Raw genomic sequence first — 15190 nt, 5'->3', positions numbered from 1 at the left:
TTACAATAAAAATTACATGAATAAAATGTGACTGCTTAAGTCAAGGCTTTTTAGTTATCCACAAGGTTATCTATAAGCACTTGAGGCCAGCTTTGTTATGCTATGCCTTACCGGACAAGGCTTATACAAAAATCAATAAAAATAGGGATTTTTTTACAAAAGTTCGAGATAAAACTTCAGAAAAATATTTAGCAAAATGTCAATATTGATCTACCCTAATTTTTCCCGTATCTTGTGTCCAATTAAACTTTAAACCACTAGGTCTTGTGTTTATTCCTCAAACACTGTGGCACAAAAATTGCCCAGTTCAAATGGTCTATAAACATAAAAATAGATGACAAATGGAGCTATGCTAGCATGAGCGTATCAATTTCAACTCCTGGTCAAATTCAGGTGATTAAACGCACCGGAGATGTTGCCAGCTTTGACGCGGAAAAAATCTCTGTTGCCATTGGTAAAGCTTTCTTGGCTGTAGAAGGCCAGCAAAGCGCTGACTCAAGTCGTATTCACGATCGCATTGAACAACTGACGGAAATGGTCCTCAATACATTCAAACGTCGCTTGCCTTCAGGCGGAACCATTCACATTGAAGAAATCCAAGATCAGGTTGAACTTGCGCTTATGCGTACAGGCGAACAGAAAGTTGCGCGTGCCTATGTCATCTATCGCGAACAACGTGCTGAAGCTCGTAAGCAGCTGGGTGCAAACCATCATCCTACGCTTCAAGTCATGGATGCTGACGGGAAGCTTAAGCCACTCGATTTAAGTACTTTGACTGCCACAGTGACCAAAGCTGCTGAAGGTTTAGAAGGTATTGATATACAGGCAATTGTCAATGAGACTGTCAAAAACCTGTATAACGGCGTGAAAGAGTCTGACATCTCAACCACAATGATGATGGCGACCCGTACCCGCATTGAGCAAGAGCCTAACTATACGTATGTGACTGCACGTTTACTACGTGATGATCTGGTAGCCACCGGTTTAGAATTCTTGGGTCTTCCGACAGACACCAATGAAGGCGATGCGCTTGAAACTTTCCTGAAGAAAGGTATCGAGCTTGAGCTGCTTTCTCCAGAACTGTTGAACTTTGATCTGGCGAAACTGGCAGCAGCAATTCAACCAGAACGCTCAAATCAGTTTACTTACTTGGGCCTGCAAACTCTATTTGACCGTTACTTCATCCATTCAGATGGCGTACGTTTCGAACTTCCGCAATTGTTCTTTATGCGTGTTTCTATGGGCTTGTCACTCAATGAAGAAAACCGTGAAGATCGCGCGATTGAATTCTATAACTTATTGTCTAGCTTTGACTATATGGCATCAACGCCTACCCTGTTTAACTCGGGTACGTTACGTCCACAATTATCGAGCTGCTACTTGACCACCATTGATGATGATCTGTATGACATTTATGGTGCGATGCGTGATAACGCAATGCTGTCTAAATGGGCAGGCGGTTTAGGTAATGACTGGACGCCAGTTCGTGCCTTGAACTCATACATCAAAGGGACTAACGGTAAGTCTCAAGGTGTAGTTCCATTCCTGAAAGTAGCGAACGATACGGCTGTTGCGGTTAACCAGGGTGGTAAGCGTAAAGGTGCAGTCTGTGCATACCTTGAAACCTGGCACCTGGACATCGAAGAATTCCTGGAACTGCGTAAGAACACCGGTGATGACCGTCGTCGTACCCACGACATGAACACGGCGAACTGGGTTCCTGACCTGTTCATGCAACGTGTATTTGAAGATGCAGAATGGACTTTATTCACTCCTTCTGAAACGCCTGATCTGCATGATTTGACTGGTGCAGCATTCGCTGAGCGTTATGCTTACTACGAAAGCATTGCCAAAGAAACAAATATGCTGCACAAGAAAATCCGTGCAAAAGATTTGTGGCGCAAAATGCTGTCGATGCTGTTTGAAACCGGTCATCCATGGATCACTTTCAAAGACGTATGTAACCTGCGTTCACCACAACAGCATGTAGGTGTGGTTCACTCTTCTAACCTGTGTACTGAAATTACATTAAACACCAGCAAAGATGAAATTGCGGTATGTAACCTGGGTTCGATCAACTTGGTTCAGCATGTTCAAGGTGGTGTATTAAATCGAGAGAAGCTTGCTCGCACGATTAAAACAGCCGTTCGTATGCTCGACAACGTAATTGACATCAACTACTACGCTGTTCCGCAAGCAAAAAATTCAAACCTGAAACACCGCCCGGTTGGTATGGGAATCATGGGCTTCCAGGATGCACTGTACGAAATGGGTATGGCTTACGGTTCTGATGAAGCGGTGAACTTCGCTGACGAATCGATGGAAGTGATTTCTTACTATGCCATTTCAACCTCAAGCGATTTGGCGGTTGAGCGTGGTACTTATGAAACCTTTAAGGGTTCATTATGGGATCAAGGCATCTTGCCAATCGACTCACTGGATCTGGTCGCAAAAACACGCCCAGAGCGCATGTTTGAAGTGGATCGCACGCAACGTCTGGATTGGGACAGCTTACGAGCCAAAGTTCAAAAAGACGGTATGCGTAACTCGAACGTGATGGCGATTGCTCCAACTGCAACGATTTCAAACATTTGTGGTGTGTCTCAGTCCATCGAGCCAACCTTCCAGAACTTGTATGTGAAATCTAACCTGTCTGGCGAATTCACCGTGATCAACCCGTATCTGGTTCGTGCATTAAAAGAACGCGGTCTGTGGGATGCGGTCATGGTCAACGACCTGAAACATTTTGAAGGTTCGGTGCAGAAGATTTCTCGTATTCCAGAAGAACTGAAAGCAATCTTCGCAACTGCATTTGAAGTTGAGCCACGCTGGATCGTGGATGCTGCTTCTCGTCGTCAAAAATGGATCGACCAAGCGCAATCGCTGAACCTGTATATTTCAGGTGCAAATGGTAAGAAACTGGACATTACCTATAAAATGGCGTGGTTACGTGGTCTGAAAACCACATATTACCTACGTGCATTGGGTGCCACATCTGCTGAAAAATCAACGATCAATACAGGCACACTAAATGCTGTTAAAGCGACTGCGACTACAGCACCTGTTGCAGCAGCCGCTCCGGTGGTTGAAACGCAAAAACCTGAAGCTCCTGCAGAGGAAGAAGGTTTTGCTCAAGCGGCTCCAGTGCCACAAGCATGTTCGATTGACAATCCAGACTGTGAAGCTTGTCAGTAAGCTTTGCTTGACCTCCCCTAACCCCTCCTAAAAGGAGGGGGATCACAGCCCATAATTTGAGATGTAAAAAGCCCCTCTTTCTTAAAGAGGGGTGTGGGGAGGATTTAGATGTTAATACAAATAAGGAAACCTCAATGTCCCCTATGACCCATAACTACATGTTAGGACTTGCGGCATTGCTGATTTCCTTTGCTATTACCTTTTACGCACCGATTGCTTATTTCTGGTTCAAAGTTCGCCAGCAGCGTAAGCAAAATAAGTAGTGGGGATAGTGCTGCTGTCTAAATTCACAGCATTCATCGACAAAACTTAATTTTGCTTAAACAAATTGAGCGTATAGTAAGACATCTCAGCCAAGCTGAATGTCGCATAAAAGATATAAAGCAACGTAGAGAGAATTGATATGTCTATCCTAAGTTGGGACGATTTCGAAGATGATTCGCAAAAACCGGCTGCACTTGAACACCAGCCTACGCCCGTCGAGCCGCAAAAAGCGACTAATTCACAAGTGGTATCTGATGCAGGCAACACATCGCCGGATGTGGCAACTGCACAACCCGCTCCAGCCCCTCGAAGTACAGGATCAAATCCAGCCGATTCACTGGCAAAAGCATCTGCTTCCTTAAGCCAGCTGGATGTTGCACCAGGTCTTGAAGAGCTTGAGATGGGTGCAGAGCGTGTACAGGTTGACGACAAACGTATGATCAACTGCCGCGCCGACTTGAATCAGCTTGTTCCATTCAAATATGAATGGGCGTGGCAGAAATATCTGGATGGTTGTGCCAACCACTGGATGCCACAAGAAATTAATATGAACCATGATATTGCATTATGGAAGTCTGAAGATGGTCTGACTGAAGATGAGCGTACCATCGTCATGCGTTCTCTTGGTTTCTTCTCGACTGCGGACTCACTGGTAGCCAATAACCTGGTACTGGCAATTTACCGCCACATTACCAACCCAGAATGCCGCCAGTACATCTTGCGTCAGTCGTTTGAAGAAGCGATTCACACCCATGCTTACCAGTACTGTATTGAATCTTTGGGTATGGATGAAGGCGAAGTCTTTAACATGTACCGTGAAGTTCCATCAGTAGCACGTAAAGCAGCGTGGGGGCTAAAGTATACCCAGTCTTTAAGTGATCCTACCTTTAAAACTGGTACACCTGAAAACGACCAGATTTTGCTTCGCAACCTGATTGCATTCTATTGTGTACTGGAAGGGATTTTCTTCTACTGCGGTTTTAGCCAAATCTTGTCGATGGGCCGCCGCAACAAGATGAACGGTGTAGCTGAGCAGTTCCAGTACATCTTGCGTGATGAGTCAATGCATCTGAACTTCGGTATCGACATGATCAACCAGATCAAGATCGAGAACCCACACTTGTGGACAGCTGAGTTCCAGCAAGAAGTCATTCAGATGATTCTTGAAGGCACTATGCTTGAAATCGAATATGCACGTGACACGATGCCACGCGGTGTATTGGGTATGAATGCCAGCATGATGGAAGAATACCTGAAGTTTATCTGTAACCGTCGTTTGAGCCAGTTAGGCTTACCTGAACAGTTTACTGGGGTAAACAACCCATTCCAGTGGATGTCAGAGATGATGGATCTGCGTAAAGAGAAGAACTTCTTTGAAACGCGCGTCACGGATTACCAGACAGGTGGTGCGCTAAACTGGTAAGGGAAAAATAAAAAAATCCCGTCTCTATGACGGGATTTTTATCACTACTCTTTTTAGTACACTCAACTCTTTCTCCACAAACGCCATTTTTTGCTCAACTTAAATGCCCCTCTCCCCCCCCTAAATCATGCTTAAAAAAACCAGCTTCATTCCAACAAAATTTGGAACATCATTGTTAGCAAAGGCAAACCTCAGATCAATTAAAAAAATACAACAGACAAATAAGAGAAATTTTATGAATATAAAAAAACTCGCGACCATTCCTCTGCTCTTAATTGGAGAATATGCGATGGCTCTTCCTATTGTTCAAGTCAATTTTATATTTGCCACACCCCATGTTGAAGCCCAAAAATTTGATAACCTAAGCCAAATCAAAAAAGAAGTAGATATTTTAAATCGCTATTTTGTCACTGAGAAAAATCAACCCATTTTTAAATTCGAGTTAAATAAATACATTCCATATCAAAAATTCAAACAATTAAACTGCAAACTCAGCCATCTTTTAGAAAGCCCTAAACCTATGGAACGACCGGCACTTATTAAAATTTTCCGGCAGTGCTTTCCATCAAAGAGTAAAGAAGCTGAAGTTTATATATTTATTTTTGATAGCTACAGCTCAAAATCAGGATTTAAAGCAGCAGATAGTTGGGGCTTTCATAACAATGGACGACCTATCATACTACTTGATTGGGAGCGACTAAATTACAACATTCAAGCTGCTCTCCCCCATGAAATGGGACATGCCTTTGGTTTACGTCATGTTTGTGTTAAAGGTGCAAAATTTAAAGACACCACTAACTTGATGGCAAGTAAAGGTGGCTGTGACGGCAGTGGTGGGCAACGTAATATAGGCTTTAATGATCAACAAATTCAGATCATTAAAGAACATTATCAAAAATTAAAGTCCCGCTAAACTAGAGAATTTTTTTCTCGAAATAATAGGGCCATTGCACGCGGTTAATAGCATTAAAATCGATATCTCCATAATAATCAGCCACTTGATTAAAATCATCTAATTGTACAAAATCGGGTTGCCACATGGTTTCACGGTTATTAGATTGAATTGGCAATAGGCGTAGATTTAAACTATCTTTCTCAAAAATCAATTGTGCAATCATGCCAAATGGCAAAGCATCTGGATAACCATCATATTCACCATCACTATTAAAAATACCATTACCTAAACTATAAATAACGGTTGAATCTTGGATCGTTTCCATCGACTGTAAAGTATGAGCACCATGACCTAGAATCAAATCTGCCCCCTGTTGAACCAATCGGTTTGCGAGTGTTTTTTGATAGGCTTGAGTCGGTAAGAAATCTACTCCCCAATGTGCCAACACCACAATAAAATGCGATGGATATTTTTGCTTTTCTAATGCAACTGCTTCATACAAAACACTTTCTAAGGTCGCAACACCAGAAGAAGAAGGTGTGGCATAAAATTTAAATATTTTTTCGTTAGTGGCTCGATGCCAATAGCCAGAATAAAAAGAAATAATACGACCATTAATCTGAATTCTCATGGGCGTGCATGCTTCAAACTCATTTTCTCCCACTCCTACATAATGTATTTGCGCATTTTGCAACGTTTTTAGTGTATGTGTGATACCTACTGCACCAAAGTCAGCAGTGTGGTTATTGGCTAAACATAAATAATGAATATTGGCTTTTTTAAGCGCATTGACTGTTGGTACATCCTGTGCACCCAATATAAATTTTTTCAATCCAACCAATGGAGATTGAATTTGATTATTTACAAAACATGCTTCGTGATTGGCTAGATTAATATCGGCTGCATTTAAAAAAAATTTTAGTTTTTCAAAGCTATAGTCATAGCCATGATTCAATAAAGGATCAAATACTTTTCGTTTACGACGTCGCTCAGTGTAATATTCGCCTAAATAGGTATCGCCAATAATATTTACAATGGCACGATCTTGCTTGAGGGTAGTCACTACATTTAAATCAGAAATAAGTCGATCCAGCCCTTCATGGCCCAATAAGTGCCGTTCAATCACAGAATCTTGTTGAAAACTACTCTTAATTCCTTGTGTAATGACAATCGTAAAATCAGATGATGTATGCTTTTGCCATGCTATGGAAATATTAAGAAAGCTGAAAAAGTAATTAACCTTGCCTTGATCGAGTAAAAATGTTGGGCTTAGAAAATTTCTAGCTTTATATGCAATTTTACCCAGCGTTAAAATTTGCAGATAAAAGGGATTAATTTGAGTCATTAATTCAGCGATTTTAAGCACATCATTTAAGGTATATTGCTGAATAAATTTTGAATTCTTTTTACCTGAAAGATTTTTGGCACTATTTGGACTCAAGTTATGTTTTTTTATTAACTCTTCAAAATAATGGCTCATGCGCTTTTGGGTCTTATTATAAACATGCTGAGCCAAAAGAAATAGAGAATCTACACCCGCTGTTACTTTGTAATGCATTAATACTTGTAATAAATTGACTTTATCATGTAATGCATAACCAACAACACCTCGCCCTCTTTCTTGGAGGGCCGTCTCTGTAATCTCGACGCTATCATCCAAACTTAACTTACGTTCATCTAATAACCTATAAACTACATAAAGCACCAAAAGTGGACCTAGCCCTTCATTTTGGTCAGAAAAATCGACGTATTGGGGTTTGGAGTGCGGCAATAACGCACCATTTTTTTGTACTAAATAGTTATACATAACTCAACTCCAACAAATGATCTAACCATTTCTTTTTATAGCCATTCAAATCATATTTTTTCGCCGACTTAATCGCATGGGTTCTCATATGTGGGTTTAAGTAGCATTGCTCGATTGCAATAGCTAAGGCTTGAATATTTTCATTTTCAACTAAAACACCAGAAAGATTTTGTTCAATTAGTGCATTTGGACCATACTTAATATCGTAGGCCACTACAGGCGTTCCTATACTTAAACTATCCAAAATTCCAATACAGAAACCTTCTATTGTACTCGTCACAACAGAGACATGTGCATTTCGGATTTTGTCCGAGATATTGTGCACATAGCCTTTGAAATGTACATTCGTCTCTAAGTCGTGATCATCTACATATTTGCGAATTTCTTTTTCATATATAAAGTTATCTCTAGAGTCACCAAAACCATAAAGATCAAGCTGAATTTCAGGATACTTCTCTTTTAAAATTTCAACAGCCTGAATAATATGATGAAGTCTTTTTTCTACATAATATCGCCCTACAGAAATGACGTTGAATGGGGATGCTACGGCATTGACAGTGAGTTCAGATTCTATGTGGGCAAATGTCGGAGGAATCACCCAAATTTTTAATTCTGAACCAAAACGTGCCCAAAGATCCTGCCGCTGTTGCTCTGTGGATACAATATAACCGTCAAATTTATTTGTTTCTGCTAAAGATATTTTGTAATTGAAGTTAATTCGCCCGTCTCCCATCTTCTGAGGATTACTGACATGCACGCTATGGAAAATCGAAATTAACTTAAATGCAGGAGACTTTAACTCCACTAAAATATGATTATAAAGTCTGTTTTTATCGACATAAAAAACAGGCTGCTTATAAAAAGTGATAATTTTTTGAAACCAATGCTTAATCCACTGATCACGATCTTGAAAAAAATAAGATGAACCATTGGATTCTTTTAGACTTAAATAACTAAGCTGATTATCTTGGGTGTAGTGCTCCTCTAAAACCACAATCCCCTGCTGATTATAGTAAAGACATGATTTGACTTGGTTTTTCTCTAAATAGATTTCTTTAGATAAATAGCCTGACTCCGTATACAAAGCTCGCTTGAATTTCGTTCTCGCTTTATCAAAATAATTAATGTATGAAATATTCCCATTTGAGAAAAAGTGGATATAAAATAGGTAATTCCCATTTATATATACTTTTACATCTGTATTGGCATTGTTTTTTTCTAGGGTAACCTCTCCTACAATATGACTCAAATAATCTTCTAAAGTATTTGATCTCAAAGCAGCAAAAATTAAATATTGGTAATCGTCATATAAATTCAGAAAACTATCAGCCCGAATATGATGGATATTTAAATTCTTTAAATAATTGGCGTTGTAATTTAAGGTTACAATCTTATGCGCTAAACCACAGCTATCAAAAACATGTTTTCTTTTTAAAATCGCATGCTCAATACCGGTTAGCTTTTCCCCAATTCCTGCACTTAGAAAAAAGAACATTATCAACCTCTAAATAAAATAATTTAAATAAGCCACATACCCAGATAAATTATGTTCCTGATCATCGATACGTGTTCTAAAACGATCATGCCTTACATAAAATGCATTAAGAATTTTTTCAGGCTTAGCCATATACATTGCCATTTCAGGAAAAAAGTACCCTGTTGCTCTTTGAAATTCGACTCGTAGTTCTATTAAGTCTTTTAGTTCATCGAATTTAGCCATATTAACTAAATTGGTAAATCCTTGCTCTTTTAATCGCACCACCATCTTATATGCAGACATCATCATTTCTAAAAATGTTGCATATGCTGTTTTACGATTTTTAATAAAATCCATGTGTTTTAAATAGTTATTTAAACCGAATTCAAAATACTTTTTCTCTGGGCAAATCTTAGTTAACTCATTGGTACAATAACTTAACCAATGATCATGATACTTATCATATTTTTTAGTAATAAAATGCTCAAACATTAATTTAACAGTTTCAAGCAAAATTGGATTTTGATTAATTTGATAGAGTCTAAGTAGACCTAAAGCAGCTTCCCCATCATAATAAACAATTCTGAACTTTTCTTTGACTGCAAGTGATGGGAAACTTAATACATGAGTCGTCTCCCCTTTACCATCAATCATAAAGCGAATGCCTTCAGCAAGCATTTCGGCATACTTTTGGTACTTTGAGTCGCCAATAATTTCCTGATATTTAGCAAACATAAAAATTGCAGCGGCATTTGAACCTAATTTAATTTCTAGATCAGGTTCATTACCATCAATCATAAAGGCTTTTCCATCTACCTCTTTATATAAATGATCAATGGCATACTGCATAGCAGTTCTAATTTTTGGTAGATATGCTTCATTATAATTGACTTCAAGTGTTTCAAGTAAGGCATATATGGCAGTACAGTGACGGACTGTATTATAACTTTTAATTTCCCGGTTATAGGCAGGGAAATAGCCATAAACCAGCCTCCCACTCTCTAAAATTTCATTATGTAAAAACTTGGCATTATTTAAAACAAGTTCTTTTATATGTTCTTTTTTATTACCCTTTAATACACGTATACCATTTTCTGGACCCGTAGATATTAAATCAATCAACTGGTTATTTTCAAAAAAAACAGCTTGTGTATCAAATACCCAGACTTTTTCAATTTTATTTAGTGAATAATTTGCCTTAACATTGGTATATTTTTTTCTAATAGCATCATTTAAATTTTTTTCATCAAAAAAATTGGGTTCATTATATACAACCCCTCGAATAATTGCTTTTGCATAAATCTCTTGCTCCAAAAAGCAAATACTCAAATTTTCATCAAAAGCAATTCCTTTTCGATAATGATTATTATGTTTTTGCTCACTTACTTCTTTAACAAGATCTGTCCATTTTCTTTCTTCAATATTTTTTGCAAAGTCAAACTTTAAAAATTCAGGAAGCCGGTTATTCTTTTCATATAATTTATCGATAAAATTCAGAGTTCTTTTAACTACTTTATCGTAATTTTTATCCGCCGTATTCCAAACACGACAGCGTATACTTTTATCTCCATATGAAAAAAATACACTATAAAAATCTTGCTGATTCTCTCTTAATGAGAATAACCAATCTGTTAGTTTTATTTTAAATTCCTGCAGATCACTATATTTAGATATAGCCATATTGCTCTCATATTTAACCCTATTAATCAGCCTTATTGTATATTATTTAATATTTCATTTACAGGTATATAACACTTATAAAAAATAATATTAAAGAATATAGAATAAAAAAAGAGGGTCTCTAGAGACCCTCTTTTTCATTACTCAGATAAAACTTAATTAAAATAAATAGCCGTTATTAATTAAGTCATCTAACAATGTATCTGTCTTCTCCACCCCAACCAAAGTTAAGAATGATTCTGACTGATAGCTAGTACCAGCTGTACCGTCGCGGTCAATATTCAAGACGACATTACCTTCAGCATCTTCAGTTAATGTAATGGCATCAGCAAGTGTTGTGCCTTCACTCAGTAAATCACTTACCTCGATCTTATCACCCTCTTCCATACTGAAGTCATTCCAAACATCGTGACCATTACCGCCAACATTATCGTCAGCTAATAGGTCGAAGATGACAGTGTCACCGCCTGTTCCCATAGTAAAGCTATCATTACCTGCTGAACTATCCACACTATCAGCATGTTCAGATGCAGTTACGGTTTTACCAACATTGATTTCTAGGATCGCTGTTTCGATTGTTCCTACCTTAGAAGTCGTCTCATAGACAAACTTCTCAATGCCGTATACACCACCTTTAGGGGTATAAGTGTAACTACCGTCTTTTCCAATAACCAATGTACCGTAATTACCTTCAACTGTAATAGTTTGAGCACCTTGATTAGGATCATTGACAAAAACAACTTTGTTGCCAAAGCTCAACGTATCAAGTATTTGAATACCTTCATCATTGGCAAACAGAGCACCTTTGATTTCTGGTAATTCAGTTGTTACGTACTCTTCAGAGTGAATGATCTCATCTGTCACAAAATGGATACTCTCTAAGTTACCATTTTGCGCAGTAATATCTAACTTATACTTTCCTTCAGGCAAATTGTCTAAGGTAAACTCAAGCGCTCCATCCTTCCCTCTTGCCGCTTCAACACGATCAGAATATATCTTTCCTGTTGTCGCATTCGTTAATGTATAAGTCAGAACAAGATAACTACCTAGAGGACCTATAATAGTTGGACTACCAGTAATTTTGAGTTTTACGCCTGCATCTAAATCATGTTTCGCTACGTCAAATTCTTTTGTATAAGATTTTCCATAGTTACCGATTTTATCTACTTCGTTATACTCAATCTTCGATACCTTGTTCGTTTCAGACACAGATACAATATCAAAGTCATCCTCAGCAGAATGCGTACCCACTTTAATATTCAGGTACTCAACAGTAGTTTTACCATTTTCATCCTGCATCACCAATTTAAAGCGATCAACTTCACCATAAGGTGGTTTCCAGTCGAGAGGAGCATTATCTGGTTTTTCAACAGTATAGGTATAGGTTCCATCAGAAGAAATTACTAACGTACCATATTCCCCCTGAATGACTGTTTCTTTACCAACTTTTAGATCCTCACCATCTACTTTCAATAAAATAGTTGAATCTTCTGGCGTTGCATCACCCTCTACAGTTCCAGTGAATTTGGTTGGACTTCCATAATCATAAACTGTTTCATGATCGACATATAATCCAGCACCGGTTAGTAATCCCAGACCTCCAGAGCTCTGTAACAGTGCTTTATATTCACCTTCACCAAACTGTAAAGTCAATTGTTCAGATTTTCCACCTAAAAAAGCAGCCATAAACCAGTCTTTTTGAACATGGACTTGATTATAGTTGCCTGTTGCAGGATCTAATTTATAGATAAAGAGATCATAGCCAACGCCTAAAGCTACGCCGCCCGCACTACCATGGAATGTTAGCTCTTTAACTTCGTTTTCACCAACATTAAACTCCATTGCACCAGCACCACCTAAGGCTTCTGCACTTAAAATAGGTCCTAACAAACCTATATCAATCACGCTAAAGCCGACAGCATCTGCAATAGAGCTGTTATCAGAATCAAACGCAATGATAGGATCTACATCTAGAATAACCGTATTATCAATTTCAATACGATCCTCTTTTGCTGTCAGATCTAATTCAAAAGTTAATTCAGCTTCAGAGACTTTTCCTGATGGCGAAGTAACGCGATAAGTAAATACATCTTTTTCACCATAGCCGCGGAAATCTTCATTTACAGTATAAGTATAAGAACCATCCGCTTTAACAGTAAGGGTACCGTACTTACCTTCAATCTGAATTTCACCGCTAGTGGAAGTACTTACCCATTCGCCATCTTCTGCTTTAATTTCGGTAACGGTACTACCCGCTGGTACCTCATCACTACCATACTCAGAATCATCATCTGTAATCATATTTCCTTGAGCAGAACCAGAAATACTTTCAGCATTGGCATAATCCAAAACGACATCTTTAGTAAAGTTGAGACCATATCCAGTCAATGCTTGGATACCTTCACCACCAGCCATCACAAACATCCATTTCCCTTCTGTCAAAGTGAAATCTGTTTCTTTTGACTTTCCTCCAAGTAAATAAGAAATAACCCAGTTCTCTGTAACTGATTGTTGTTCCCACTGCCCTGTACTTTCGTTAAGTTTATAAACATACAGATCCATCGTGGCAAGGACTTGAATACCACCAGCATCACCATACATAGTGACTTCACGAACCTGGTCTTTACCTACTTCAAGTTGAACTGAATTTTTTATAACATCAGCCAATACATCCAAGCCCAGTACAGGTCCAAGCCCTACATTTGCAACAGTAAAGCCAGTCTTATCTAAATCACTCGGATTCTGGTTTTCTTTTCTAGAAGGTGTGGCATCCAAGATTACGTCGACATTATTATCTACCGCCCCAAAGATCTCATCAACACCAACAATGATATCGACTGGTGCTGATTCATTACCTGCTTCATCTGTGGCAGTGACTTTAAGCTCGCTTCCGCGCTCTAATGCTGGACTAAACTCATAAGTTACATCACCATTCGCATCCGCTTTAATCTCTATTGGATTACCGTTGCTATCTAGCATTGGATTACCTTCAGAATCATAAGGTTTTACAGTTGCATTCGGCTCCGTTTTCACAGTTAAAACAGAATAACTATCATCAATCGCAACTTCAGGTGCATCTGGTGCGATCGTATCCTTATTACCGGTAACTTCTGTAGGTTCAGATGTATTACCAGCCTGATCTTTCGCAGTGACATCAACGACCTCACCATCCGTTACCGGACGCTTAAGCTCAATAGCAAAGTCACCATTTTCATCTGCAGTACCCGTACCAATAACGTTACCATTTTTGTCGGTTACATCTACAGTTGAACCAGCTTCCGCTTTACCGCTAACAGTTAAACCATCTTCACCCATTACAACATCGGTTGGGACTGCAGGTGCAATCGTGTCTTTCTCGCCCGTGATTTCTACAGGCTCAGACTCATTACCAGCTTCATCTTTTGCAATAACGTCAGCAGTGTTGCCATCAGTTAAGGCAGGGTTGACTGGAACAACAAAGTCACCGTTTTCATCTACTGTACCTGTACCAAGGATGTTGCCATCTTTGTCAGTTACTACAATTTCTGAACCTGGCTCACCTTTACCTGTCACTTCCGTGCCATCTTCATTCAGAACGACATTTGTCGGCGCTTCAGGTGCTTCGGTATCTACATCACTATCGCTGTCTGAATCAGAGTCGCTATCCGAGTCCGAATCGCTGTCTGAGTCCGAATCGCTGTCCGAATCTGAGTCGCTGTCAGAGTCGCTATCCGAGTCTGAATCAGAGTCGCTGTCCGAGTCTGAGTCCGAATCGCTGTCTGAGTCCGAATCGCTGTCCGAGTCTGAGTCGCTGTCTGAATCAGAGTCGCTATCCGAGTCCGAGTCGCTGTCAGAGTCTGAATCAGAGTCGCTATCCGAGTCTGAGTCCGAATCGCTGTCTGAATCCGAATCGCTATCCGAGTCTGAGTCCGAGTCGCTATCCGAGTCTGAGTCGCTGTCTGAATCAGAGTCGCTGTCCGAGTCTGAGTCGCTGTCTGAATCAGAGTCGCTATCCGAGTCTGAGTCGCTGTCCGAATCTGAGTCCGAATCGCTGTCCGAGTCTGAATCAGAGTCGCTATCCGAGTCCGAGTCGCTGTCAGAGTCTGAGTCGCTGTCTGAATCCGAATCGCTATCCGAGTCTGAGTCCGAGTCGCTATCCGAGTCCGAGTCGCTGTCTGAATCCGAGTCGCTGTCCGAGTCTGAGTCCGAGTCGCTATCCGAGTCCGAGTCGCTGTCTGAATCCGAATCGCTGTCCGAGTCTGAGTCGCTATCCGAGTCTGAATCGCTGTCAGAGTCGCTATCCGAGTCTGAGTCGCTGTCTGAATCCGAATCGCTGTCTGAATCCGAGTCGCTGTCAGAGTCTGAGTCCGAATCGCTGTCTGAATCTGAATCGCTGTCTGAATCAGAGTCGCTGTCCGAGTCTGAGTCGCTGTCTGAATCCGAATCGCTGTCTGAATCCGAGTCGCTGTC

General features: G+C 39.8%; 9 protein-coding genes. 5 read left to right on the top strand and 4 right to left on the bottom strand.

Going from position 1 to position 15190, the window contains the following annotated elements:
• The first annotated feature begins 357 nt into the window (after window positions 1–357).
• The 4 genes from NI467_RS02600 to NI467_RS02590 all read left to right on the top strand — a co-directional run bounded on the left by NI467_RS02600 (window position 358) and on the right by NI467_RS02590 (window position 5795).
• Window positions 358–3195, top strand: a complete 2838-nt coding sequence (locus NI467_RS02600) for a ribonucleoside-diphosphate reductase subunit alpha (RefSeq protein ID WP_253150747.1) — start codon at window positions 358–360, stop codon at window positions 3193–3195.
• Between the two features lie 134 nt (window positions 3196–3329).
• A complete protein-coding gene (locus tag NI467_RS14740; RefSeq protein WP_258170003.1) occupies window positions 3330–3458 on the top strand; it encodes a hypothetical protein in 129 nt (42 codons plus the stop codon).
• A 140-nt stretch (window positions 3459–3598) separates the two neighbouring features.
• Entirely contained in the window at window positions 3599–4882 is a 1284-nt protein-coding gene (locus NI467_RS02595; protein ID WP_253150745.1) for a ribonucleotide-diphosphate reductase subunit beta, read from the top strand.
• 235 nt (window positions 4883–5117) lie between these two features.
• Window positions 5118–5795, top strand: coding sequence for a metalloprotease (locus tag NI467_RS02590; RefSeq protein ID WP_151207538.1), 678 nt, complete (start codon window positions 5118–5120; stop codon window positions 5793–5795).
• A gap of 1 nt (window position 5796) precedes the next feature.
• Here NI467_RS02590 and NI467_RS02585 read toward each other — a convergent pair whose 3' ends face one another.
• From NI467_RS02585 to NI467_RS02570, 4 genes are all read right to left on the bottom strand, one after another.
• Entirely contained in the window at window positions 5797–7584 is a 1788-nt protein-coding gene (locus NI467_RS02585; RefSeq protein ID WP_253150744.1) for a CapA family protein, read from the bottom strand.
• Entirely contained in the window at window positions 7577–9079 is a 1503-nt protein-coding gene (locus NI467_RS02580; protein ID WP_253150743.1) for a glycosyltransferase, read from the bottom strand. The genes NI467_RS02585 and NI467_RS02580 overlap by 8 nt, the downstream gene beginning before the upstream one ends.
• Window positions 9080–9088: 9 nt before the next feature.
• Window positions 9089–10741 (bottom strand): poly alpha-glucosyltransferase, encoded by a 1653-nt coding sequence (locus NI467_RS02575; protein WP_253150742.1) that lies wholly within the window; start codon window positions 10739–10741, stop codon window positions 9089–9091.
• A 159-nt stretch (window positions 10742–10900) separates the two neighbouring features.
• A complete protein-coding gene (locus tag NI467_RS02570) occupies window positions 10901–14293 on the bottom strand; it encodes a BapA/Bap/LapF family large adhesin (RefSeq protein ID WP_253150740.1) in 3393 nt (1130 codons plus the stop codon).
• Here NI467_RS02570 and NI467_RS02565 point away from each other — a divergent pair.
• Window positions 14247–15190, top strand: a 944-nt coding sequence (locus tag NI467_RS02565) for a hypothetical protein (protein WP_253150739.1), incomplete at its 3' end; no start/stop codon positions are given. The two genes, NI467_RS02570 and NI467_RS02565, sit on opposite strands and share 47 nt — an antisense overlap.

This window comes from Acinetobacter sp. S4397-1 (assembly GCF_024129285.1).
Lineage (GTDB): Bacteria > Pseudomonadota > Gammaproteobacteria > Pseudomonadales > Moraxellaceae > Acinetobacter > Acinetobacter lwoffii_C.
Note: the sequence above shows the minus strand (reverse complement) of the source record. Positions and strands in the feature narration are given on the sequence as shown.

Excerpts from the sequence above, each read along its gene's own strand:
- NI467_RS14740 (WP_258170003.1), top strand. The coding sequence starts at position 3,330 with ATGTCCCCTATGACCCATAACTACATGTTAGGACTTGCGGCATTGCTG.
- NI467_RS02575 (WP_253150742.1), bottom strand. The coding sequence starts at position 10,741 with ATGGCTATATCTAAATATAGTGATCTGCAGGAATTTAAAATAAAACTA.
- NI467_RS02590 (WP_151207538.1), top strand. The coding sequence starts at position 5,118 with ATGAATATAAAAAAACTCGCGACCATTCCTCTGCTCTTAATTGGAGAA.
- NI467_RS02600 (WP_253150747.1), top strand. The coding sequence starts at position 358 with ATGAGCGTATCAATTTCAACTCCTGGTCAAATTCAGGTGATTAAACGC.
- NI467_RS02595 (WP_253150745.1), top strand. The coding sequence starts at position 3,599 with ATGTCTATCCTAAGTTGGGACGATTTCGAAGATGATTCGCAAAAACCG.
- NI467_RS02585 (WP_253150744.1), bottom strand. The coding sequence starts at position 7,584 with ATGTATAACTATTTAGTACAAAAAAATGGTGCGTTATTGCCGCACTCC.
- NI467_RS02580 (WP_253150743.1), bottom strand. The coding sequence starts at position 9,079 with ATGTTCTTTTTTCTAAGTGCAGGAATTGGGGAAAAGCTAACCGGTATT.